Source organism: [Clostridium] citroniae WAL-17108 (genome assembly GCF_000233455.1).
Lineage (GTDB): Bacteria > Bacillota > Clostridia > Lachnospirales > Lachnospiraceae > Enterocloster > Enterocloster citroniae.
Window position 1 is genome coordinate 118,269 of the sequence record NZ_JH376425.1, and the last position, 23,202, is coordinate 141,470.

Below are 23,202 nucleotides of genomic sequence, written 5' to 3' on the forward strand. Positions count from 1 at the left end.
GCTCTCCTTCCCTCTGGGGCTCCCGCCTTTTTAGGCGGTGGGCAGCCATCAATCATCGTTTATGGAGGTTCGTTATGGAGTATTTTTCACTTACCCTGCACACGCTCTTGGAGCCAACCAGCTTTGCCGTTATGCTGGGAAGCGTTGTACTGGGAATTGTATTCGGTGCTGTGCCGGGCCTTACCTCCAATATGGCCATCACACTGCTTTTGCCGGTCACCTTTAAGATGACCGCAAAGCTGGGCATCACCACCCTTATGAGTATCTATGTGGGCGGCATGTCGGGGGGATTTATTGCCGCCACCCTGGTGGGCATACCGGGCACGCCCTCATCCATTGCCACCTGTTTTGACGCCTATCCCCTAAGCCAGAAAGGACAGACTACAAAAGCCCTGGGAGCCGGGATACTGGGATCCTTTCTGGGAACATTTCTCAGCACCATCATAGCTGTGTTTTTCTGTCCCCTGATTGCAAAGGCAGCCGTAAATCTGGGGCCGTGGGAATATTTCGGCCTCTGTACCATGGCCATTACTCTGGTCATCTCCCTTTCCAAGGGGAATATGTTCAAGGGGCTGGCCGCTGCTTTTATCGGGCTGTTCCTCTCAGCGGTGGGGTATGCGCCCTTTGACGCCACGGCCCGATTTACCTTTGGGGTAAACAGTATCAGCGGCGGTATTAACATGGTGGCCCTGATGCTGGGAACATTTGCCGTATACCAGGTTATCCTTAATTACGCCACGGATCAGCAGAACCTGCCCACCATTGAAAAAGCCAATATCCGGGGAATCGGTGTCACCCTTAAGGAGCTGAGGGACAATGTGGTCAATATTGTCAGGTCATTTCTCATTGGCCTGTGGATCGGGTTCCTTCCGGGAATGGGAGCCGGCATTTCCAATATGATCGCCTATTCCCAGGCTAAAAGCGCATCCAAACATCCGGAGAAGTTTGGAACGGGCTGTGTGGACGGTGTATTTGCATCTGAGGTTTCCAACAATGCCGCCATCGGAGGCGCCATCATTCCGCTGATCGCCCTGGGCATTCCCGGGGACACTGTGACGGCGATCATGCTCAGCGGACTGATGATACACGGGATCGAACCCGGACCTCTTCTCATGACCAAGGAGCCGGAGCTGGTATATGTTATCTTTGGGGCCGTGCTTCTGGCAGCGATCCTTACTCTTATACTGCAGCTGTTTGGAATGCGTCTGTTCCCAAGGCTTCTCACCATTCCATACCACTATCTGTTTGGCACCATCGGCATCATATGTTTTGTGGGTGCGTTCAGCGATACCAATACCCTGTTTAACTGCGGACTGATGCTGGCATGCGCTCTGTTTGCCCTGCTGATGCAGATGGGAGGATTGCCCATGGGGCCCATGATGCTTGCATTCATACTGGGAAGTGAGCTGGAAACCAACCTGCGCCGTTCCATGATGATGGCGCAGGGCAATCCCTTTGTATTCTTTACAAGGCCGGTTTCCTGTGTCTTCCTGCTGATCGCCCTGGTCAGCGTATTGATGCCCCTTATATCCATGGTCAGAGAAAGCAGCAAAAAAGAAAACTAGAAAAGGATGACAAACATGATTTCAAAGCAGATTACGTATAATATGGATCGGGAAAATTTTTCTCCTGTATCAGCAGAGGGGATGAAGGTGATCTACGGGGACAGGACAGACAGCTTCCGGGCCACTCTGATCCCCAATATTGTGTATGTGGTGCGCAACAGGCCTCTCCATCTTCAGCTCATGAAGCTGATATCCCATGAACCTGACAGGAGATACCCGCTGATCGTTTACGTCCAGGGATCGGGATTCAGAAAACAGGAGTATTTTAAGCCCATTCCCCAGTTGGCCCAGTTTGTCCATGAGGGATATGTGGTGGCGTCCGTGGAGTACCGCTACAGCGATGAGGGAGGGGTGTTCCCTGCGCAGGTACAGGATTTGAAAGCCGCGATCCGCTATCTGAGGGCCCATGCCGGGGAGTATCAGATCGATCCGGACCGGATCGCCCTTTGGGGGGATTCCTCAGGCGGGCACACAGTGGCATTGGCCGCGCTTTCTGATGGGGTGGAAGAGTTTGACACTCCGGAATACAAAGAACAGCATTCCAATGTGAAATGCTGTGTGGATTTCTATGGTGTGTTTGAATTTGAAAGTATGTGCGAAACCATGACGCCGGAGCTGATCCAATACTTTGAGGGGGACCCCATTGAAAAATTATTCGGCGGCCCCATCAGTGAACACCAGGAGGAGGTAAAACGGGCCAATCTGGCCGGTTATATCACCAGAGATAAGGTAATTCCCCCCTTCCTCCTGGTCCACGGAGATGAGGATGCAAAGGTGCATTTTACACAGAGTGTAAAATTCTATAATCTGTTAAAAGACAATGGGCATTCCGTTGAATTCTATAAGGTAAAAGGCGGAGGCCACGGAAACCGGACCTGGACGCCGGAGGTGATGGGTCTTGTAAAGGAGTTCCTGAGAGCCTATCTGTAGGAAAGCATTCTTTGCAGAAAGCATTCCCCACAGGAACATTCCTTCCCCTATTTATTTTCCTCTATCAGCCACTCATTAAAGTAAGGTTTGATCACACTGAAGGGAGCCGGTCCGATGTCCAGAAGAAAACGGTTGAACTCCATGTTGGTGTAACGGCTGCCCAGGGTCTTTTTCGCCTCGCTCTGCATGTTAAGGATCTCCAGGTATCCCACATAATACTCCAGATAGTTGGCGGGGTTTTCCGCAATATCGTAGTATATGGTGGTGATGACCGAGGGATCGCTGATCCGGAAATAATGATTCAGGTAATCCTGTACCTGCTTGATGTCCCAGCCCTCATAGTGGATATTAAGATCCAGGATGGCATAAAGGGACAGGGTAAATGCTGCATTGTGCCTGAGAAGCTCGCCCAGGTCAGGATCCAGCCCATTGTCCAGGGTGTAGGAGTAATATTCCACATAGGTGGCCCAGCCCTCGGAGTAGCTGCTGAAACTCAGGAGTTTTCTCAGGTTGCAGCTGTTATTCCTGTTAAAATACAGGGTCTGGTACATGTGCCCCGGATATCCCTCGTGAGCCAGGGTGGAGTACAGGTTTCTGGCCGTGTTGGTGCTGCCGTTGTTGATGTAGATGGAATTGTCCTGGGGCCGGTCGATGGGAACGGTGAGGTAAAATGCCGGGCTTAAGGTGGCTTCCAGGGCAGAGGGTACATTTTTTATATTGCACACATAGTCTTCAATGGCCGGGAAATCCTTGATGCACTGGGTGCGCAGGTTTTCCAGTATTTCATTAGGGTCCGTCAGGCTGAAGGAATAGGAATACATCTTTTTTGCCAGGGCGGGATTCTCAGTGAGCAGCTCATCCATGGCAGTGAGATCATTCATCATCTGGTCGCTGATGGCCTTTTTAAGTTCCGGTATATCCTGATAAGAGGTACCGGTGTAGGCGTTTACCAGGTACTGGTAATATTTTTGCCCCTCAGGGAAATAATACAGCCCCTTGTCATTGGTCCCGGTGCCTTTTAAGGGTGTCAGACCATCTATGAGCTTCTGGTAAGCAGGCACAAAATGTTCATTGATGGCAGCGCGGTTTCTGGCGCTGTAGTCCTCTTTTTCCGTATCGGTCAATCCCTCCACCTGATCCAGCCTCTGGGCAAATGTTTCTGCCATAAAGCTGTGGTCAGCGTCCAGCAGATAGGCGTTGCAGGACTCGATGATCCTGTCAATGGCAGTGTCGCAAAGGCCAAGCCCGGCTTCTGTTTTCTGCTTTTCAAATTCTATGATGCTTTCATAATAAGTGTCAATGGAGGAGAGCAGTGAAAGGTAATCCTCCACATCCTGTTTGGTGTAGAACACATACTCTGACAGCAATATGGGCAGCTGGGCCTGGATTCCCAGGGAAGAGGACAGAGGCTGGTCATAAAGCTCCAATCCCTCGCTGCTTAACATGGTGTTCAGATAGGAGGACAGGATGGTATATGTAAGGAGCTGGTCCTCACGCAGATGACGGCTGTCAATGTCATTTAGTTGTACTTTCAGGGATTTGGCATCGGCGAGAGCCTGTTTGCTTTCCTCCAGGGTAACGGTCCCCAGGGTTTTATCGTAATCAGTGATGCCGAAGGCGGCCGGATTGGCCAGGGTATAGTGAAGGGTGATCAGGGAGTTGTCTACTTCGTCCAGGAACAGGTCGTTCATCATCTGGTCAAAGTGCTCCTGGGCATCCAGGTGGGCCTTCTCATATTTTTCATAGGAGGCGGAGCTTTCAAGTCCGGCCTCTGTCTGCGCGTCCGTTTCCTTGTCCGCACTCTGTCCTGGGGCAACGCATCCTGTCACCAGGGAGATGACCAGGATCAGGGACATGATTAGTTGTAAATATATGGTTTTACGCTGTTTCATTATACTGTCATTCCTCCAATGGGGTATAAGTTGTTGTTTTTTGCCTGCACTCGAATCATTATATAGTATATGTAGGGAAATTACAACTTATGTGTGAAAGAATGCCCCCTGTCAGGGGGAAAAACCGGGGTCATGTCTTGACGAATATGGGTGGAACGCTTATACTTAAAACGTAACTGTTCAGGACGGCTCATCTTCTTGACCGGAAAAGCCGGTTAAGAAGCATCGGATGTCCATCCGATGTGAAAATGGGTGCAAAAACGGACTTATAAGCAAGCTTAACGCCCGCTTTTGCACCCATTTTCCCGCCGTCCTGAACTGTTACCTTAAAACTATTAAAACGGCGCCAGCCGGGCAGAAGAAGAGGGAAATGAATTATGTGTCAGGATTGTAAAAAACCATATTATATCACAACAGCCATTGCATATGCATCGGGAAAACCGCACATTGGCAATACCTATGAGATCATTCTGGCTGACAGCATTGCCAGGTATAAAAGGGAACAGGGTTATGACGTGTTTTTCCAGACAGGAACGGACGAACACGGGCAAAAGATAGAGGAAAAGGCAGAGGCGGCCGGTGTTACGCCTAAGGAATTCGTGGACAAGGCAGCCGCTGAGATCCGGAGGATATGGGATCTGATGAATACCTCCTATGACAAATTCATCCGCACCACGGATGAGGACCACGAGGCCCAGGTCCAGAAGATCTTTAAGAAGCTTTATGACCAGGGGGATATCTACAAGGGCTATTATGAAGGTCTTTACTGCACTCCCTGCGAGTCATTTTTCACAGAGTCCCAGCTGGTGGACGGCAAGTGCCCCGACTGCGGGCGGGAGGTCAAGCCGGCCAAGGAGGAGGCATATTTTTTCCGTATGAGCAAGTATGCTCCCCGGCTGATCGAGTATATCAATGAGCATCCGGAATTTATCCAGCCGGTGTCCAGGAAGAACGAGATGATGAACAATTTCCTGCTTCCCGGACTCCAGGACCTGTGTGTTTCCAGGACAACGTTCAGCTGGGGGATTCCTGTCAGCTTTGATCCCAAGCATGTGACCTATGTATGGCTGGACGCGCTTACCAACTATATCACCGGGATCGGTTATGACTGTGATGGAAACAGCACGGACCAGTTTGGAAAGCTTTGGCCCGCCGACCTGCACCTGATCGGAAAGGACATTATCCGCTTCCATACCATTTACTGGCCCATTTTCCTGATGGCCCTGAATGTGCCCCTTCCAAAGCAGGTGTTCGGCCATCCGTGGCTGCTTCAGGGAGACGGCAAGATGAGCAAGTCCAAGGGAAATGTACTGTATGCAGATACCCTGGTGGATTTCTTTGGCGTGGATGCGGTGCGTTACTTTGTGCTTCATGAGATGCCTTTTGACAATGACGGCGTCATCTCATGGGAGCTGATGGTGGAGCGCATGAACTCCGACCTGGCCAATATCCTGGGCAATCTGGTGAACCGCACCATTTCCATGAGCAACAAGTATTTTGACGGCGTGATCGCTGATAGGGGCGCTGCAGAGCCGGTGGATGAGGATCTTAAGAGTGTTGTTCTGGAAGAGGTGAAAAAAGCGGATGCCAAGATGGAACAGCTGCGAGTGGCCGATGCCATGACGGAGATCTTCAACATTTTCAGAAGATGCAACAAGTATATTGATGAGACAACGCCATGGACCCTGGCCAAGGATGAGGCGCAAAAGGACAGACTGTCCACCGTGCTTTATAACCTGACAGAATCCATCACCATTGGAGCATCCCTGCTGTACTCCTTTATGCCTGAGACTTCCGGTAAGATCCTGGCGCAGCTTAACACAGGAAAGAGGGAGCTGGCTCAGATGGATACATTTGGCCTGTATCCGTCAGGCGGCAAGGTGACGGATAAGCCGGAGATCCTCTTTGCCCGTATGGACATGAAGGAAGTGATGGAAAAGGTAGAAGCCATGCATGCAGCGGATCAGGCTGCGGAGGGAGCCCATACCAAGGGAGCAGATGACCGGGGAGATACCCGGGAGTCAGGTGACGCAAAGGAGAACGTAATAGATGTTGAGGCAAAGCCGGAGATAACCTATGAAGATTTTGCAAAGCTCCAGTTCCAGGTGGGTGAGATCATCCGGTGTGAGGCGGTTCCCAAATCCAAGAAGCTGCTTTGCTCCCAGGTGAAGATCGGAAGCCAGACACGCCAGATCATCAGCGGTATTAAGGCTTGTTATTCACCGGAGGAGATGGTGGGCAAGAAGGTTATGGTGGTCACCAACTTAAAGCCGGCCAAGCTGGCGGGCATGCTGTCCGAGGGGATGCTTTTGTGCGCTGAGGATGCGGACGGCGGCCTGGCTCTTATGAAACCGGAAAAGGATATGCCCGCAGGCGCTGAGATCTGCTAAGGGAATCTGATACAGGAGTGGGACAGATGGATGTCCCGCTCCATTTTTTTATACGGGGACATGTTGTGTCCTTGTGAGCGGGAAAAAGGCGTGTTGTGGCGTACTCACCCACTTTGCTTTGGAAAATGGCTGTAAATCACACGAAAATAGGTAATAAATGGGAGATAAGGGGCGCTTTTGATGGAAAAATAGACCAAAAGTGGGAGAAACTTGCATTTTTTACCATTTTGGAGTATGATAATAAGACACCAAAGACCAGGGGCATGATTGGCCCGCTATTTAGACGAGGAATAGAGATGAATACGAGAACAGGCAGTCTGAGTTCATATGGAAGCCGGCGCCCGGGCCTTACGGGAAATCAGCTGAAGGTGCTTGGCATTGTGGCGATTCTGATTGATAATATGGGAGCTGTGGTCATCCAGGGAGGGATTCTCCACGCTGCGGACAGAGCCGTGTATCAGGCAGTGATAGCGACCCCTTCCGGGCATATATGGATGATCGCGGGACAGGTCTGCCGATATCTGGGCCGTCTGGCGTTTCCTATTTTTGCATTTCTGGTGGCGGAAGAATTTGTCCGCACCAGGGACAGGGGAAGGTATGCGCTGCGTATGCTGATCTGCGCCCTCATCTCAGAGGTCCCATTTGACCTGGCTATCTATGGCAGGGTCTTCTACCCCTACTATCAGAACATGCTGTTTACCCTTTTGATCGGAATTATGGTTATATTTGTAATGGAATATACCAGGAAGCTGGGCATTCAGCTGGCTGCCCTGGCCGGGGGATGCGCCCTTTCCTGGATCCTGCAGACGGATTACAATGTGATCGGAGTGCTTTTGATCGCGTCCATGTACTGGTTCCGCCACAACGACATTGCCCAGCTGGCGGTGGGGGTGGTCTTATGCGCCGCGGAGAGTGTGAGCTATTACTGTGTATCCGCCCTGGCATATGTGCCCATTGTGTTGTATAATGGCAGGCGGGGAGCGTTTCAGTTAAAATATCTTTTCTATGTGTTTTATCCCGTCCACCTTCTGGTGCTTTACGGGCTGGCCCATGGATTGCAAAAAGGAGTTTGAGTCCAATGATTTTTGATACACATGCCCATTATGATGATGAGGCGTTTGATACTGACCGTGAGGAACTGCTGGGTAGCCTTAAGGACGCCGGCATCACTTCTGTGATGAATGTGGCGGCCAGCCTTGACAGCTGTGTGACCACCCTGAAGCTGGCAGAAACATATGACTGGATGTATGCGGCCCAGGGGATTCATCCCAGTGAGACGGCGGAACTTGACGAGGAGAAGATCCGGTGGATCGAATCCTGCTGTACCCATGAGAAGGTAAAGGCAGTGGGAGAGATCGGTCTGGATTATTACTGGGAGGAACCTGACCATTCCATACAGAAGAAATGGTTTGTCCGCCAGCTGGATCTGGCGAGAAGGACAAAGCTTCCTGTGATCATACACAGCAGGGATGCCGCAAAGGATACCCTGGATATGATGAAGGCAGAGAAAGCAGGGGATATGGGCGGTGTGATCCACTGTTTTTCCTATGGAAAGGAGATTGCCAGGGAGTATCTGAACATGGGATTTTTTCTGGGGATCGGAGGCGTTGTCACATTTAACAATGCAAAGAAGTTAAAGGAAGTGGTGGAGTATGCTCCCCTTAAATCCCTTGTGCTGGAGACAGACTGTCCCTACCTTGCCCCTGTGCCCAACCGGGGCAAGCGCAATTCCTCCCTTAACCTGACTTATGTAGTGGATGCCATCAGCGGGATCAAGGGGGTGGACAGGGATACGGTCATGAAGACGGCCTGGGAGAATGCACTGCGTCTGTATAGGATCAGCCCAATACCCACATCGGATGTCTGAACCGTTACGATTGTTTGGGGAAATATTCTGTTTCCCATTTAAAGCGTTGAATACTTCCTGCATTTTTGTTAAAATATTTGTATTCCACTCAAAGGATCGATGCAAAAGAAGGGATAGATTTGCTTATCCGGATATACTGCCGGGGTTTATGGCCACAAGGTATGGAGCTGATTGAAGGATAGGAGTGCAGGAAAATGAAAATTAGTCAAATGTTTCAAAAGAAAATACAAAGGCCGGTTCAGGGAATTATAAAGGTCACACAGGATTCTGCGGATATCATGGCGCAGGAGTTGGAGGAGTATGTTGTGACCCGGGAATTGAACCGGCATTTTGACGTGTTTTTTGAAAATTATTGCACAGGGATAAAGGAGGGACTGGATCATACGGGCGTGTGGGTCGGCGGTCCCTTTGGCAGCGGCAAATCACTGTTTTTAAAGGTATTATCCTGTCTGCTGTCCGGCAGGGAATATAAGGGCAGGCGCGCGGTGGATATCCTAAGCCGGGAAATAGAGGACAGGCATACCATAGCCAATATGCGGGCCGCAGCGGAGATCCAGGCCGACACCCTGCTCTTTCACATGGATGAGGATGGCGGACGGCCTGCAGCCGGTGGTGACAGGGTTGTTAGGGACTTTAGGAGGGCATTTGATCATTTTCAGGGATTTTGTGAGAATATGCCCTGGATTGCGGATCTGGAGCGTCAGATGACCAGAGATGGTGTGTACGGGAACTTTTGCCGCCGCTTCAGGGAGTTATCCGGAAGTGACTGGAAAGAGGCGCGGGAAGATTTTTATTTTGAAGAAGAAAATATTGTAAAAGCCCTGGCGGATACAACACAGATGAGCTCTGAAGCGGCAAAAGGCTGGTATCAAAATGCTGAAAGGAATGATCCGCCAGGCATTGATGATCTTGTGCATATGGTGCAGGAATATATTGAAGAAAGAAGCGCTGCCGGTCGGAAAAAACAGGTCATTGTTTTTTTATATGACGGCGTAGATGCCGCCCAAAATGACGTCAGCTGCCTGTTATCCCTGCAGGCCATAACGGAAAGGCTGGGGGAGTTGTGCAGTGGGCAGGCCTGGGTCGTAGCGGCAGGAAAGCAGGATGTGGATGCACCTGCGCTGCCGGGCAGCGGGGGACGGATGGAATACAGTGACGCTTTGAAAACCGCATCACGTTTTAGGACCCGTATCCTGTTGTCATCCGAGGATGGGGAGGAGATCGTCAGGAAACGGCTCCTGGCCAAGACAGATGCGGCGGCAGGGGAATTAAAGCATCTGTATGCTGAAAGGTCTTCTGACTTTAAGGAGTTGTTCCGGCTCTCCTCTGATGTTTTGAGACAACAGCTGTATGGGGGGGAGGAGGAGTTTACAGAGACATATCCGTTTGTTCCCTACCAGTTCAGCCTGCTCCGGTCCGTGCTTCAGACCATGTTTCGGAGGATTCCCATCAAGGGGGCAGCCATAGGCGGTCAGAATGCCTCAGGGGATGGGACAGCCATAGAAACTCCCTCCGGCCAGGTGCGCTCTCTGCTGCACGCCTTTCAGGCGGCGGCGGTCCGCTATCAGGAATCCCAATGTGGTGCGCTGGTTCCTTTTTCCGCTTTTTACCAGGATGTAGAGCCCTTTTTAAACGCTGATATCCGGGGGACGGCGGCAAAGGCTGCGGATATGGCCGCGGGCCGTGATGGGGGTCTGGAGCCCTTTGATCTGGAGGTCTGGAAGGCCCTTGTACTGATCCGGTATGTATCCGCCGCACTTCCGGCCAATGTGGAGAATATCACCACCATCATGGTAAAGGATATCGGTGAGGACAGGGCTGAAGCGGAACAGAGAACCGTGGATTCCCTGGCCCGCCTGGAAGCGCGGGACCTGATCGCCAGCATTGGGCAGCAGTATATGTTCCTGGTCATAGAGGACAGCAGGCGGGATCAGCCGATTGAAATCAGGAAGGGTTATGATCCTGGGATGCGGGACAGAATAGTAGAAGAGTTTGTTTCCCTCCTGTTTAACGGGAATAAGACATACCGATATAAGGATTACCGGGACTTTACCTTGCGCATTGCAATAAATGATCAGCCGTGGGGAATGCAGAAAGGCGAGATAGGGATCCGTGTGATGCTATCGACCCATGACAGGATGCCTGGGACTGAAGACCAGGTCAAGGCACGGTCCGTTAAAGAGCAAAGCGTGGTCATTGTGCTTCCGGCCCGTATGAAGCTTATAAGGAGGATGGAGCAATGGATCAGGCTAAAAGCATATATGCTTCGTCTGGCTGAATTAGATGAAGGATCATACCGCGGATCCGGGACAGCGGACGCAGATACAGGAGCGTTAGGTATAGGGGAAGGGGCAGGGCACTGTCATGGACTGCTGGCGGACATGGTGAGAGAGGCAGATATATATGTGAATGGGAACATGATGGATGGGAAGGAAAAGGAGCCGGTTTGCCGGATCAGTGACGCGGTAAGGATACTGGTGGAAAGCTTATACACCAAGCTTAACTGTATTATCCCGCCTTTTGACCAAACGGAACCGGTTAGTTCCCGTTTCAATGAACCTGCCAGGGAGGAGATGCTGAAAGCCATCAACCTCAGCTGCCTTGCCAATATTCCGGTTACCATGGAAAGCCTGGTCAGGCAGTTCTCAGGGATTCCCTACGGCTGGAGGAAGGCCGATACGGCAGGGACGGTCCTTGCCCTGTTTGAACAGCAGGATATTGAGTTGGTCTTTAACGGCTGTACGCTTACGGCAAAAGAGGATGATCTGTTATCCTATGTTACCAGGCAGGATTACCTGGAATATATAACGGTCAAGTCGCGGTTCAGGGGCTGTCCCCAGCTGGCGGACACGATCCGGCGGTTCTTTGAAGAACAGAGGGAACGGTTAGACCATGGGCTTAGGATCCTCTCTGCATATGAAAAGCAGGAAGGCTATAGACCGGATCCGGGACTGGAACGGATGGCGGATCTGGCCTCACAGTACACGCAGGGATTTATGGATATCAGGCAAGATGGCAGGAATAGGATAGAGTGAGACAAAAGTATGGCTTGATATGGAAGGAGCGGCGGCAATGGCCCTTGAACAATTACATTTGGAAAATTTTACTGTATTTAGGAAACTGGATTTGAAGTTTTGCCGGGGGATTAATGTGCTGATCGGGGAAAACGGCACAGGAAAGACCCATCTCCTTAAGGTTTTGTACGCTTTTTATGAGAGCAATACATTGTCGCGTAACGCAAAACTGCTATTTTTTGAAACATTGTCCCAATGCTTTTGCGCGGACCGGTTTGATGTTATGTTCAACCGGCTGGGGGAACCATTAAAAATCACCCTGGGTGTAAATGAGAAGTTCTTTGCCTACCAGGCTGCTTTTAAAGACAATATTCCAAAAGAGGAGCAGCTGGAACCGCCCCTTGGACAGATGGAGGTCTCGCTGCAGATTAAAGGAAAGAGGACGAGGGAAGAAGTAAAAACCGCGTTCATTCCTGCCAAAGAAATGCTGACCCATGCGGGGATTGAAAAAGATTATGTGGAGAGGCATGTGCCCTTTGATAAGACGCTGGTAGATATATTGTTTAAATCAGGCATGTCCCAACTGCGGGAGCTTACGCCCTCTGCCCGGGAAACCCTGGATTGTATCCAACAGATCATTGGGGGAAGGGTGGTATTTGAAAAAGACCGATATTTTATCATGCACAATGGTTATAAAACCGGCTTTCAAAGTGAAGCGGAAGGTTTCAAAAAACTGTCCGTGCTGTGGCGGCTGATCGAAACAGGATTGCTGGCCAGAGGGTCACTTCTTTTCTGGGATGAGCCGGAGGCCAATATTAATCCCAAGTATATCCCCCAGCTGGTGGATATGCTCTATGCATTGCAGGAGTCAGGTGTTCAGATCGTGCTGGCAACCCATGACTATGTGCTGGCAAAGTACCTGGAATTAAAATCCAGGGGCGCGGATTCCCTGGGGTTCCACTCCCTGTACTATAACGGCAGCCACCTGGTGGAGGCGGAAAGTAAGCCTTTGTTCAGGGATCTGGAGAAAAATTCCATTGGAGATGCCTACAATCAATTACTGGATGAAGTATTTGAACAGACCATAAGGGGGTAATTCCTTGGAAAAGGCTGTTTATAAGGAAGAAAACGGTGTCTACTAGATCGACTGTTCAGCGGCCGTGTGGTCCACGGACCAGATATACAACCTGTACCACACTGCCGGGGTATTTTTAAAGGATGCGGATTTTGTGATAGAGACACCGGAATACATACTGCTGGTGGAATACAAAAATGCGGACATCCCGGGAGCGGTAAATCCCCAGGCATTTAAACCCTTTGAGGAAAAAAGGACAATAGGCGTGGCGCGCAAATTCTATGAAAGCCTGCATTACCTGGCCATGGAGAAAAAGGACAAGCCTGTAAAATATATTTACATAGTGGAATATCCACATGCAGGGGCAACGGACAGAAAGCTGCTGCGCAACTGTATTGCGGAGAAACTGCCCTTCCGGCTGCAGCAGGGGAGAAAGGCAAAGCTCATTGAGGACTTTGAGGTCCTGTCAATTGCGGAGTGGAACAGTCACCCGGACTATAGGGCATATCCCATAACACCTGTTAAAGCCGAAGAGAACCATTGATATTTGGCGGACATGTTGACTTTTGTCCGGGAATAAAGTAATCTTAAAAGAGGGTCTTGCATGAGGATGGACGGAATGGATGCAGTGTACGCAGTGCTTGGCCGGGAAAGGAATTTATTACATGGCAGATTTGGGTAATCCGAAACATACCATAGAGATCATACAAAAATACCAATTTGCGTTTCAGAAACGGTTTGGCCAGAATTTTCTCATAGACACCCACGTATTGGACAAGATCATAAGTGCGGCAGGAATTACAGAGCAGGACTGTGTGCTGGAGATCGGGCCTGGGATCGGCACCATGACCCAGTACCTGGCTGAGCATGCAAGGCGTGTGGTGGCGGTGGAGATCGACTCCAATCTCCTGCCTATTCTGGATGAAACATTAAAGGGATATACGAATATCACCGTGATCAATGACGATATTTTAAAGGTGGATGTGGGAGGCCTGGTGAATGAATATAATGAAGGACGTCCCGTTAAGGTGGTGGCCAACCTTCCTTACTACATCACCACTCCGATCATCATGGGGCTGTTTGAGAGTGATGTGCCCATTGACAATATAACGGTCATGGTCCAGAAGGAAGTGGCGGACAGGATGCAGGTGGGGCCGGGGTCCAAGGATTATGGGGCATTGTCCCTGGCTGTCCAGTATTATGCCGAACCCTATATTGTGGCCAATGTACCGCCCAACTGCTTCATACCAAGGCCCAATGTGGGCTCTGCCGTTATCCGGCTTACCAGATACAAGGAACCGCCGGTACAGGTGGACGATCCCAAGTTTATGTTTAAGCTGGTCCGGGCTTCCTTTAACCAGCGCAGGAAAACCCTGCAGAACGGGCTTAACAATTCGCCGGAGATACCTTATGACAGGGAAATGATCGCAAAGGCCATTGAGAGCCTGGGTGTGCAGCCGGCCATCAGGGGGGAAGCCCTGAATCTGGATCAGTTTGCCCAGTTGTCCAATTATTTTACAAGAAATGCATAAAATGGCACGGGCCATGTATCTACAGGCGGAAAAAGGGGAACACTGAAGTGTGGTTTTAAGACCGTTGAAGGAATTATTTTCTTAGATATCTGAGAATTTATATAAACGGAAAGGAAGGAAATGCCAATGAACAAGAAATTGGGAAAGGTCCTGGCAGCGGCTGCTGCAGGGGCGGCCGCAGGGGTGGCGGTAAAGAAACTGCGCGACAACAAAAAAGAGCAGGAAGATGCAAGGATATCAGCCATTGAGGAAGCGGTGATGAACAACCGGGATTACGGCAGCAGAAAGGCGTATCTGGTTGGCGGAGGCCTGGCAACCATGGCAGCGGCAGCATATTTGGTGAGGGACTGCAAGTTCCCCGGCAAGCAGATCACCATCTATGAGGGGATGCACATCCTGGGCGGCAGCAATGATGGAATCGGCACACCTGAAAAGGGATTTGTATGCCGCGGCGGCCGTATGCTCAACGAGGAGACGTATGAGAATTTCTGGGAGCTGTTTGATTCAATTCCCTCCCTGCGCCAGCCCGGACGCAGTGTGACTGAGGAGATATTGAGCTTTGACCATGCCCATCCCACCTGCGCAAAGGCAAGGCTGGTGGATAAGGACGGCGTGATACAGGATGTAAAATCCATGGGCTTTAACCAGGCGGACCGCATGGCTCTGCTGAAGCTTCTTCTCACAGATGAGAAAAAGCTGGATAACCTGACCATTCAGGACTGGTTTAAGGAAACCCCTCATATGTTTGAAACCAATTTCTGGTATATGTGGCAGACCACCTTTGCATTCCAGAAATGGAGCAGCCTTTATGAGTTCCGTAGGTACATGAACCGTATGATTTTTGAATTCAGCCGTATTGAGACGCTGGAGGGCGTGACAAGAACACCCCTGAACCAGTATGACAGCGTGATCCGTCCGCTGGAAGCCTACCTGAGAAAGGCAGGGGTTACCTTTGTGGAGAACTGCGAGGTGACGGATATTGATTTTGAGGATGGCCATGGCATTACGGCAAAGACCCTGTATCTGAAGCGCAGGGTGGAGAACACGGATGATATGGGAGAGAACGGGGAAGCTGCTGCAAAGGATTCCTACGTGTTTGAGACGGTCGCCCTGAACAGCAACGATATCTGTATCATGACCAACGCGTGCATGACGGACAGCGCTACTCTGGGAGATTTCCACACACCAGCGCCAATGCCTGTGCAAAAGCCTATCAGCGGTGAATTGTGGGCCAAGGTTGCGGCAAAGAAGCCTGGACTGGGAAATCCGGAGCCGTTTTTTACAAAGCCTCATGAGACCAACTGGCTCAGCTTTACGGTTACTTGTAAGGGAGATGCCATGCTTAAGGTCATTGAAGAATTTACCGGAAATGTACCGGGCAGCGGTGCCCTTATGACATTTAAGGATTCCAGCTGGCTGATGAGCAGTGTGGTTGCAGCACAGCCTCACTTTGTAAACCAGCCCATGGACACCACCATTTTCTGGGGTTATGGTCTGTATACCGATGCGGTGGGAGATTATGTAAAGAAACCAATGAAGGATTGTACAGGTCAGGAGCTGCTGAACGAATATCTCCATCACCTGCATATTCCGGAGGATCAGATTGCGGAACTGATGAAGACGGTTATCAATGTGATCCCATGCTATATGCCATATGTGGATGCCCAGTTTGAGCCGCGCAAATACAGTGACAGGCCGCAGGTGATTCCGGCAGGCTCCACCAACTTTGCGATGGTGAGCCAGTTTGTGGAGATTCCGGACGACATGGTATTCACAGAGGAATATTCTGTGCGTGCCGCAAGAACTGCTGTGTATGGTCTTCTGGATGTGAAAAAAACGTCTGCCCGGTCACACCGTATAACAGGCAGCCAAAGATTTTAATGAAAGCTCTTAAAAAGGCATATCTTTAAAAATAACGGACAGAGTTGGCACATAGCCGGACTCTGTCCGGATTAGTCTGAGGGGAGAATCAGCAGATATGATATTCATAGGAGGAATCAGCCAGGGACGGAAGATCCTGAATTATGTGAAGACCGTGATCTGTGACCGGTGCGGCAGATACGGACGGTACGAGGTGTTCATGACGTATATGTATTTCAGTTTCTTCTTTATTCCCTTATTCAAGTGGAATAAAAAGTTTTATGTTAAAATGTCCTGCTGTGATGCGGTGTATGAGCTGGACCAGGAGGTGGGCAAGGCCCTGCTCCGCGGCCGGCAGGTGGATATTACCCAGTCGGACCTGACGCTGGTCCAGGAGGGAAACAGGAGAAGTACTTACAAGGATGGGGCCTATAAGGTATGGAAAAAATGTGTCCGGTGCGGATATGAGACAGAGGAGGATTTTGAATACTGTCCCAAGTGCGGAGGAAGACTGTAGGGGAGACGGATGGTACATACCCTTAAGGGGCAAGTGACCTGTTCTCATTCATATTAAACGATAAAAGATTTTGCACAGCAGATTGATGACATGCTCATTGTCTGTGGTGCAAAATTTTTTTGTTTTACCATCATTTTACCAAATCCGCCTTTTTGATTTTACCGGCGCCATTTAAAATTGAATGGTAGATTACAGATAGGAAGGAACAAAAATGTCTGATATATCATTGGTAAATGTTTGTAAAACCTATAAGAACGGTTACAGTGCGGTGAAGGATTTTAATCTGGATATCAGGGATAAGGAGCTGATCATTTTTGTGGGGCCCTCTGGCTGCGGAAAGTCCACTACCCTGAGGATGATCGCGGGACTGGAAGAAATTTCTTCCGGTGAACTGTGGATCGACAACTGCCTGATGAACATGGTGGAGCCGAAGAACAGGGATCTGTCCATGGTATTCCAAAATTACGCCCTGTATCCCCATATGACGGTGTATGAGAATATGGCCTTTGGACTGAAGGTACATAAAACTCCGGCGGCAGAGATCCAACGGCGGGTCAGGGAGGCGGCGGATATACTGGAGATCGGCCATCTTCTGGACCGGAAGCCGGAGGCACTGTCAGGCGGACAGAAGCAGAGGGTGGCGATCGGAAGTGTGATCGTGAGAAAGCCTAAGGCCTATCTGATGGATGAACCCCTGTCCAATCTGGATGCCAAACTCCGGTCCCAGATGCGGGTTGAGATCGCCAAGCTCCATAAGCAGCTGGATGCCACGATTATCTATGTAACCCATGATCAGGTGGAGGCCATGACCTTGGGAACCAGGATCGTGGTCATGAAAGAGGGGATGATCCAGCAGGTGGCTCCGCCGGCGGAATTGTATCAAAATCCCGTGAACCAATTTGTGGCCGGATTTATCGGTTCCCCATCCATGAACTTTCTGGACAGCCAGGCAGTGGTTTTTGATAAAATGCTGTGGCTGGAAGGAAATGGGTGGCGGCTTCAGCTACCGTCCGTATTGAGTAAAAGGCTGCTGAGAGGAGGCTATGCAGGAAAAAATATCACCCTTGGCATAAGGGCAGAGGACCTTCACCAGGAGGGGGAAGGTGATTCCTTTTTACAGGTGGATGTGCGGGTCAGGGAAATGCTGGGCTCGGAGGTACTGCTCCACGGGGATACATGCGGACAGGGAACGGTGGAACATGTATCCGCCAAGCTGCCGCCTTCCTGTACTGCAAAGGCCGGAGACCGGATACGTCTTTATGCGGATATGGACCGCATCAAGTTATTTGACAGGGGAACCGAAGAAAATATTCTGTATGTTTAGGAGTCTTGCCATGAAAGGACAGTCGTTTACAAAGAAAACAGGGCCTTATGTTTATACGTTGCCCGCACTTTTGGTGTTTGCCGTATTTCTTTTTTATCCTTTTTTTAAAACTATTTATCTCAGCCTTTATAAGACAAATAAGATGGGCCAGGCCAAATTGTTTGTAGGTCTGGGAAATTATGTGGAGCTTTTTACATCCAAATCATTTTTTAACAGCCTGGCAGTTACATTGGCCTTTGTGGTGATCGTGGTGGCGGGCAGTATGATACTGGGCCTTTTGTCCGCAATGCTGTGCAACCGTTCATTTCCGGGGATCCGGGTGTTCAGCACGGCTTACGCTCTGCCCATGGCAATTGCCTCCAGTTCCGCGGCCATGATCTTCAGGATCATGCTGCATCCTTCCATCGGCATTGTGAACAAACTGCTGGGACTGGATATCAATTGGGTCAATGATCCCAAATACGCCCTGGTGTGTGTGGCCCTTCTCACAGCGTGGCTGAACAGCGGAATTAATTTTCTGTATTTTTCCGCGGGCCTGAGCAATATTGACGAGAGTATCTACGAGAGGGCCTCTGTGGATGGGGCGGGTGAAGTGCAGAAGTTTTTCCGGCTTACCCTGCCGGGTCTGAGTCCCATTATGTTCTACACATTGGTAGTGAATATCATCCAGGCATTCCAGGCATTTGGACAGGTGAAGATCCTGACAAAGGGAGGGCCTGGGGAATCCACCAACCTGATCGTATACTCCATTTACAGGGATGCATTTTTTAATTACAGGTTTGGCAGCGCAGCGGCTCAGTCCGTTATCCTGTTTGCCATCATTATGGCACTGACGCTGGTGATGTTTAAAGTTGAAAAAAGGGGGGTCAGCTATTGATGGACCAGACACTTGTGATCAGAAGGACCGGTGAGATTGACCGGGAACAGATTGTAAAAATGCAGGAGGCGGCAAACCGCAGAGCGCTTTTGATCAGAAGAAGCAGGACGATCCTGCTGGTTGTGCTCAATCTTGCTGTTTCGCTGTTTGTGCTGCTGCCGCTTCTGTACGCGGTGAGTGTGGCGTTCATGCCATCCAGTGAGCTGTTTACAACGGAAATGAACCTGGTACCCAAGGCGCCCACGTTTGAAAATTTCCGGCAGGCCCTGGTAAAAGTGCCCCTGGCCAGGTTTGTGTTCAACTCATTTTTGGTTGCGGGCCTTATCACCCTGGGACAGATCATATCCTGCTCCCTGGCGGCATTTTTATTTTCCTTTCTGGAGTTTAAGGGAAAGGAGATCCTGTTCATGCTGGTAATGGCCACCATGATGATACCCGGGGAAGCCACCATTATATCCAATTACCTGACGGTAAGCAGTTTTAACTGGCTGGATTCCTACCAGGTGTTGATTGTGCCCTATCTTACATCGGCCATGGGCATTTTCCTGTTCCGCCAGTTTTATAAGTCATTTCCCATATCACTGTACGAGTCTGCCAGGATAGACGGATGCACCAATCTGCGCTTTATATTCAGGATCCTGCTGCCTCTTACAAAGTCGGCCATTGGGGCCATGGCAGTATACACGTTTATCAATGCCTGGAATATGTATATGTGGCCCCTGCTGGTCACCGGATCCAATGAAATGCGCACGGTACAGATCGGTATCAGCATGCTGAACAATGAGGACGCCCAGTCCATTACACTGATGATCGCAGGGGTTGTACTGGTCATCATACCGTCCATTGCCATTTTCATTGCAGGTCAGAAGCAGCTGATCAGAGGAATGTTTTCAGGGGCGGTTAAGGGTTAGGTATGTTATGCAGTTATTGAAGCATGCCTCCGCAACACGCCGGAGGCTGCATATAAAATTATTAGAATCGGAGGAATGATTGATCATGAAAAAAACATGGATGGTATCAGCAACAGCAGGGGTTCTGGCCGCCGCCTTATTATGCGGCTGCGGTGCACCGGCTGCAACGGCAGGCAGTGGGGGAAGCCAGGCAGGAGGACAGTCAGTGGAAGGACAGTCATCAGAAGGACAGTCAGCAGCACAGCCAGCGGCACAGAACACCCAGGGGGCAGCTGGCCAGGCCGGGGGAAAGAAAGCCGCAGAGGGGACTGCCATCACGTTCTGGCATTCCATGGGCGGTGTGAACGGGGAAGCCCTGGATTATCTTGTGAGTCAGTTTAATGAAAAAAATGAGCTGGGCATCAAGGTGGAAGCCCAGTACCAGGGAGAGTATGATGATGCCATCAACAAGCTGAAAAGCGCTCAGATCGGCAACATGGGAGCTGATCTGGTGCAGATTTATGATATCGGCACACGGTTTATGATCGATTCGGGCTGGGTCATCCCCATGCAGGAGCTGATTGATGGGGATGGCTGGGATAAATCAGTGATTGAACCCAATATTGCCGCGTATTATACTGTAGATGAGAAGCTGTATTCCATGCCCTTTAATTCTTCCACGCCCCTTCTCTACTACAATAAGGACATGTTTGAAAAGGCCGGGATATCAAAGGTTCCGGAAAGCCTTGGGGAGATTGCGGACGCAGCGGACGCCCTGGTGCAAAAGGGCGGTGCAGGGGAACCGATCTCCCTGGGGATTTACGGATGGTTTTTTGAGCAGTTCACCTGCAAACAGGGGCTTAGCTATGTGAATAACGGCAATGGAAGGCAGGGTGCTGCCACTGCGGTGGAATTTGACCAAAATGGAGCTGCTGTCAATACGTTGACCGTGTGGAAGGACCTGTACGATAAGGGATATGCGCCCATCGTGGGGAGGGGAGGCGATTCCGGGCTGGCTGATTTCAGTTCGGGAAAATCCGCAATGACGTTGGGGTCCACGGCTTCCCTCAAGCAGATCCTGGAGGATGTAAACGGCAAGTTTGAAGTCGGTACCGCCTATTTTCCAAAGGTAAATCCTGAGGACAAGGGCGGCGTCTCCATCGGAGGAGCTTCCCTGTGGGCGCTGAACAATGAGGATGAGGCGAAAAAAGCTGCCACATGGGAGTTTGTGAAATACCTTGTATCCCCTGAGAGCCAGGCGTACTGGAACGCCCAGACCGGATATTTCCCGGTGACCACGGCTGCCCATGAGGAACCTGTATTTAAGGAGAACCTGGAGAAATATCCCCAGTTTGGAACCGCCATTGACCAGCTTCACGATTCCACTCCGGAATCCGCAGGTGCGCTTATAAGCGTATTCCCTGAGGCCAGACAGGTGGTGGAGACAGAGATTGAGAACATGCTGAACAACCATATCAGTCCCCAGGATACGGCTGCCAATATGGCAAAGCAGATCAACAAGGCAATTGAGGAATATAATCTGCTAAATGAGTGATAATAGTTGTATTGTGACGCGGTCACATGGATGAAAGGGGTTTGGAAATATGAAAACACAGGTTTGGGCCCACAGGGGCGCATCCGCCTATGCGCCGGAAAACACATTGGAGGCATTTTCGCTGGCAGCAGAGCAGGGGGCGGACGGGGTGGAGCTGGATGTGCAGCTGACCCGGGACCATCAGCTGGTAGTAGCCCATGATGAGACCATAGACAGGGTGAGTGACGGATTTGGTTATATTAAGGATCACACCCTGAGCCAGCTGAAAAAACTGCATTTTAACAAACTGTTTCCGGAGTACCGCCAAGCTTCCATCCCTACCTTAAGGGAGGTCTATGAACTTTTAAAACCCACGGGGCTGGTCATCAATGTGGAACTGAAAACAGGGATCGTCCGGTATGAAGGGATTGAAGAAGAGGCGCTTTCACTGGCCGCTGAGATGGGGATGAAGGACAGGATCATTTACTCCTCCTTCTACCATCCAAGCCTTGTTAGGCTCAGGGAATTGGACCCCTCTGTATATACCGGCCTGCTGTATTCGGACGGCTGGCTGGACGTGGCCTCCTATGGAAGGAACAGGGTCCATGTAAATGCCCTCCACCCTGCCTTGTACCATATGCAGGATAAGGATCTGGTCCCCGCTGCCATGGCCTGGGAGTTAGGGCTCCATGTGTGGACCGTCAATGAAGAACCCCATATGGAAATGCTGGTAAAACAGGGCATAGAGGCCATTATTACAAATAAACCCGATTTGTGCCGGTCCGTGGTTGACCGGATGGGGTGAAAGGATTGGTTGAATGGTAAAATTAGTGGCAGTTGATATGGACGGCACTCTGCTGGGCCCGGATGGGCATATATCCGTGCGCAATGCCCATGTGATCCGGTGTATGCAAAATGCAGGCGTAGAGCTGTTGGTATGTACGGGCAGAAGCTATGCGGATGCCCTGCTGCCTTTGGAGGAAGCCGGGCTGAAGGCAGCGGTCGTATGCATGAACGGGGCATCTGTCTATGACTGGAAAGGACGGCTGATCCATAAACAGGAGCTTGCCCGGTCCCAGGTGGAACATATACTGGAATGCTGCCGGAACGAGGATGTTATCTTTGATTTTATGACAGACAGGGGGAGCTGCACCATTGCCGGTGAGGAGGAGTTCAGGGAATGTTTTGAGCGCGATATCCTTCTTCCCATGGCGGAATACTCCTATGAGAATATAAGACGGAGATTTACGCTGATACCGCCCGGTGAACTGCTTTGCAGGGGATTGGAGTTCTATAAGATATCCGTGATCCATGAATCCCGCCAGGTTCTGGAACAGGTAAAGGAGCGGCTTAAGGCAGTGGAAGATCTGGCAGTGGCCTCATCCTTTATCACCAACCTGGAACTAACCCATATTGAGGCCCAGAAGGGCAAGGCCCTGGCCGCCTATGCATCCATGAAGAATATACGGCTGGACCAGGTCATGGCCATAGGTGACAGTGAAAACGACTATTCCATGCTTTCCATGAATCTGAAATATACGGTTGCCATGGGAAATGCCATGGAACGCATAAAAAATACAGCCAAATGCCAGACCCGTACCAATGCACAGGACGGGGTGGCCTATGCTATTGAGAATCTGGTCCTGTACAAGGAGGCCGGCAGGGCGTGACGGAACGTGAGCAAAATTGGCTCAATGCATTGACAAAGCAAATAACCAGTGCTATGCTTATTGACAACAGGGAGCTTGTAAAGCAGGCTGAGAGGAAGTAATCGAACTTCGACCTATTGTACCTGATTTGGGTAATGCCAACGTAGGGAAATATGCGCCGGTTAATTGATTGTATATCATGGTTCATATCCCACGGGGTATGGGCCTTTTGTTTTTCATATCCAGAAGCGGTCAGAATATCCAGGATCGAGTACACCATAAGATA

17 protein-coding genes, 1 pseudogene and 1 riboswitch are annotated in these 23,202 nt (G+C 50.4%); of the genes and pseudogenes, 17 read left to right on the forward strand and 1 reads right to left on the reverse strand.

Features of this window, described 5'->3' with window-relative positions; all coding sequences use genetic code 11:
* The first annotated feature begins 74 nt into the window (after positions 1 to 74).
* A complete protein-coding gene (locus tag HMPREF9469_RS19410) occupies positions 75 to 1,565 on the forward strand; it encodes a tripartite tricarboxylate transporter permease (RefSeq protein ID WP_007865578.1) in 1,491 nt (496 codons plus the stop codon).
* A gap of 15 nt (positions 1,566 to 1,580) precedes the next feature.
* Positions 1,581 to 2,495, forward strand: coding sequence for an alpha/beta hydrolase (locus tag HMPREF9469_RS19415; RefSeq protein WP_007865579.1), 915 nt, complete (start codon positions 1,581 to 1,583; stop codon positions 2,493 to 2,495).
* Between the two features lie 47 nt (positions 2,496 to 2,542).
* Here HMPREF9469_RS19415 and HMPREF9469_RS19420 read toward each other — a convergent pair whose 3' ends face one another.
* Complete coding sequence (locus HMPREF9469_RS19420) at positions 2,543 to 4,387, reverse strand: DUF885 domain-containing protein (RefSeq protein WP_007865580.1); 1,845 nt, start codon at positions 4,385 to 4,387, stop codon at positions 2,543 to 2,545.
* 377 nt (positions 4,388 to 4,764) lie between these two features.
* On the opposite strand from HMPREF9469_RS19420, the gene metG reads away from it, so the two are divergent.
* The 15 genes and pseudogenes from metG (at position 4,765) to HMPREF9469_RS19495 (ending at position 22,937) form a co-directional block, all read left to right on the forward strand.
* Positions 4,765 to 6,777: a methionine--tRNA ligase gene (gene metG / locus HMPREF9469_RS19425; protein ID WP_007865582.1), complete on the forward strand. Its 2,013-nt coding sequence runs from the start codon at positions 4,765 to 4,767 to the stop codon at positions 6,775 to 6,777.
* Between the two features lie 296 nt (positions 6,778 to 7,073).
* A complete protein-coding gene (locus HMPREF9469_RS19430) occupies positions 7,074 to 7,850 on the forward strand; it encodes a TraX family protein (RefSeq protein WP_040416885.1) in 777 nt (258 codons plus the stop codon).
* 5 nt (positions 7,851 to 7,855) lie between these two features.
* The gene (locus HMPREF9469_RS19435; protein WP_007865586.1) at positions 7,856 to 8,644 is read left to right on the forward strand and encodes a TatD family hydrolase; all 789 of its coding nucleotides are present in this window, start codon (positions 7,856 to 7,858) and stop codon (positions 8,642 to 8,644) included.
* Between the two features lie 194 nt (positions 8,645 to 8,838).
* Positions 8,839 to 11,679 (forward strand): BREX system P-loop protein BrxC, encoded by a 2,841-nt coding sequence (gene brxC, locus HMPREF9469_RS19440; RefSeq protein WP_007865588.1) that lies wholly within the window; start codon positions 8,839 to 8,841, stop codon positions 11,677 to 11,679.
* Positions 11,680 to 11,716: 37 nt separating this feature from the next.
* Entirely contained in the window at positions 11,717 to 12,754 is a 1,038-nt protein-coding gene (locus HMPREF9469_RS19445) for an AAA family ATPase (protein ID WP_007865601.1), read from the forward strand.
* Between the two features lie 133 nt (positions 12,755 to 12,887).
* Positions 12,888 to 13,277: a hypothetical protein gene (locus HMPREF9469_RS19450; protein ID WP_242827933.1), complete on the forward strand. Its 390-nt coding sequence runs from the start codon at positions 12,888 to 12,890 to the stop codon at positions 13,275 to 13,277.
* 121 nt (positions 13,278 to 13,398) lie between these two features.
* Positions 13,399 to 14,265, forward strand: coding sequence for a 16S rRNA (adenine(1518)-N(6)/adenine(1519)-N(6))-dimethyltransferase RsmA (rsmA, locus tag HMPREF9469_RS19455; protein WP_007865603.1), 867 nt, complete (start codon positions 13,399 to 13,401; stop codon positions 14,263 to 14,265).
* A 126-nt stretch (positions 14,266 to 14,391) separates the two neighbouring features.
* Positions 14,392 to 16,175 (forward strand): annotated as a pseudogene (locus tag HMPREF9469_RS19460) (oleate hydratase).
* 68 nt (positions 16,176 to 16,243) lie between these two features.
* Positions 16,244 to 16,642, forward strand: a complete 399-nt coding sequence (locus tag HMPREF9469_RS19465) for a zinc ribbon domain-containing protein (protein WP_007865605.1) — start codon at positions 16,244 to 16,246, stop codon at positions 16,640 to 16,642.
* A 211-nt stretch (positions 16,643 to 16,853) separates the two neighbouring features.
* Positions 16,854 to 17,966, forward strand: a complete 1,113-nt coding sequence (locus tag HMPREF9469_RS19470; RefSeq protein WP_007865617.1) for an ABC transporter ATP-binding protein — start codon at positions 16,854 to 16,856, stop codon at positions 17,964 to 17,966.
* A gap of 10 nt (positions 17,967 to 17,976) precedes the next feature.
* Entirely contained in the window at positions 17,977 to 18,843 is an 867-nt protein-coding gene (locus HMPREF9469_RS19475; protein ID WP_007865620.1) for a carbohydrate ABC transporter permease, read from the forward strand.
* Positions 18,843 to 19,754, forward strand: a complete 912-nt coding sequence (locus HMPREF9469_RS19480; RefSeq protein WP_007865623.1) for a carbohydrate ABC transporter permease — start codon at positions 18,843 to 18,845, stop codon at positions 19,752 to 19,754. Before HMPREF9469_RS19475 ends, HMPREF9469_RS19480 begins: the two co-directional genes overlap by 1 nt.
* An 85-nt stretch (positions 19,755 to 19,839) precedes the next feature.
* Positions 19,840 to 21,288 (forward strand): ABC transporter substrate-binding protein, encoded by a 1,449-nt coding sequence (locus HMPREF9469_RS19485; RefSeq protein ID WP_007865626.1) that lies wholly within the window; start codon positions 19,840 to 19,842, stop codon positions 21,286 to 21,288.
* Positions 21,289 to 21,337: 49 nt separating this feature from the next.
* Positions 21,338 to 22,072: a glycerophosphodiester phosphodiesterase gene (locus HMPREF9469_RS19490; protein WP_007865627.1), complete on the forward strand. Its 735-nt coding sequence runs from the start codon at positions 21,338 to 21,340 to the stop codon at positions 22,070 to 22,072.
* Between the two features lie 13 nt (positions 22,073 to 22,085).
* A complete protein-coding gene (locus HMPREF9469_RS19495; RefSeq protein WP_007865628.1) occupies positions 22,086 to 22,937 on the forward strand; it encodes a Cof-type HAD-IIB family hydrolase in 852 nt (283 codons plus the stop codon).
* Positions 22,938 to 22,994: 57 nt separating this feature from the next.
* Positions 22,995 to 23,104: riboswitch (TPP riboswitch) on the forward strand.
* Positions 23,105 to 23,202: the final 98 nt, after the last annotated feature.

Bases quoted from the DNA above. Each gene is read 5' to 3' on its own strand.
- HMPREF9469_RS19410 (WP_007865578.1), top strand. From the start codon at position 75: ATGGAGTATTTTTCACTTACCCTGCACACGCTCTTGGAGCCAACCAGC.
- HMPREF9469_RS19415 (WP_007865579.1), top strand. From the start codon at position 1,581: ATGATTTCAAAGCAGATTACGTATAATATGGATCGGGAAAATTTTTCT.
- HMPREF9469_RS19420 (WP_007865580.1), bottom strand. From the start codon at position 4,387: ATGAAACAGCGTAAAACCATATATTTACAACTAATCATGTCCCTGATC.
- metG (WP_007865582.1), top strand. From the start codon at position 4,765: ATGTGTCAGGATTGTAAAAAACCATATTATATCACAACAGCCATTGCA.
- HMPREF9469_RS19430 (WP_040416885.1), top strand. From the start codon at position 7,074: ATGAATACGAGAACAGGCAGTCTGAGTTCATATGGAAGCCGGCGCCCG.
- HMPREF9469_RS19435 (WP_007865586.1), top strand. From the start codon at position 7,856: ATGATTTTTGATACACATGCCCATTATGATGATGAGGCGTTTGATACT.
- brxC (WP_007865588.1), top strand. From the start codon at position 8,839: ATGAAAATTAGTCAAATGTTTCAAAAGAAAATACAAAGGCCGGTTCAG.
- HMPREF9469_RS19445 (WP_007865601.1), top strand. From the start codon at position 11,717: ATGGCCCTTGAACAATTACATTTGGAAAATTTTACTGTATTTAGGAAA.
- rsmA (WP_007865603.1), top strand. From the start codon at position 13,399: ATGGCAGATTTGGGTAATCCGAAACATACCATAGAGATCATACAAAAA.
- HMPREF9469_RS19465 (WP_007865605.1), top strand. From the start codon at position 16,244: ATGATATTCATAGGAGGAATCAGCCAGGGACGGAAGATCCTGAATTAT.
- HMPREF9469_RS19470 (WP_007865617.1), top strand. From the start codon at position 16,854: ATGTCTGATATATCATTGGTAAATGTTTGTAAAACCTATAAGAACGGT.
- HMPREF9469_RS19475 (WP_007865620.1), top strand. From the start codon at position 17,977: ATGAAAGGACAGTCGTTTACAAAGAAAACAGGGCCTTATGTTTATACG.
- HMPREF9469_RS19480 (WP_007865623.1), top strand. From the start codon at position 18,843: ATGGACCAGACACTTGTGATCAGAAGGACCGGTGAGATTGACCGGGAA.
- HMPREF9469_RS19485 (WP_007865626.1), top strand. From the start codon at position 19,840: ATGAAAAAAACATGGATGGTATCAGCAACAGCAGGGGTTCTGGCCGCC.
- HMPREF9469_RS19490 (WP_007865627.1), top strand. From the start codon at position 21,338: ATGAAAACACAGGTTTGGGCCCACAGGGGCGCATCCGCCTATGCGCCG.
- HMPREF9469_RS19495 (WP_007865628.1), top strand. From the start codon at position 22,086: ATGGTAAAATTAGTGGCAGTTGATATGGACGGCACTCTGCTGGGCCCG.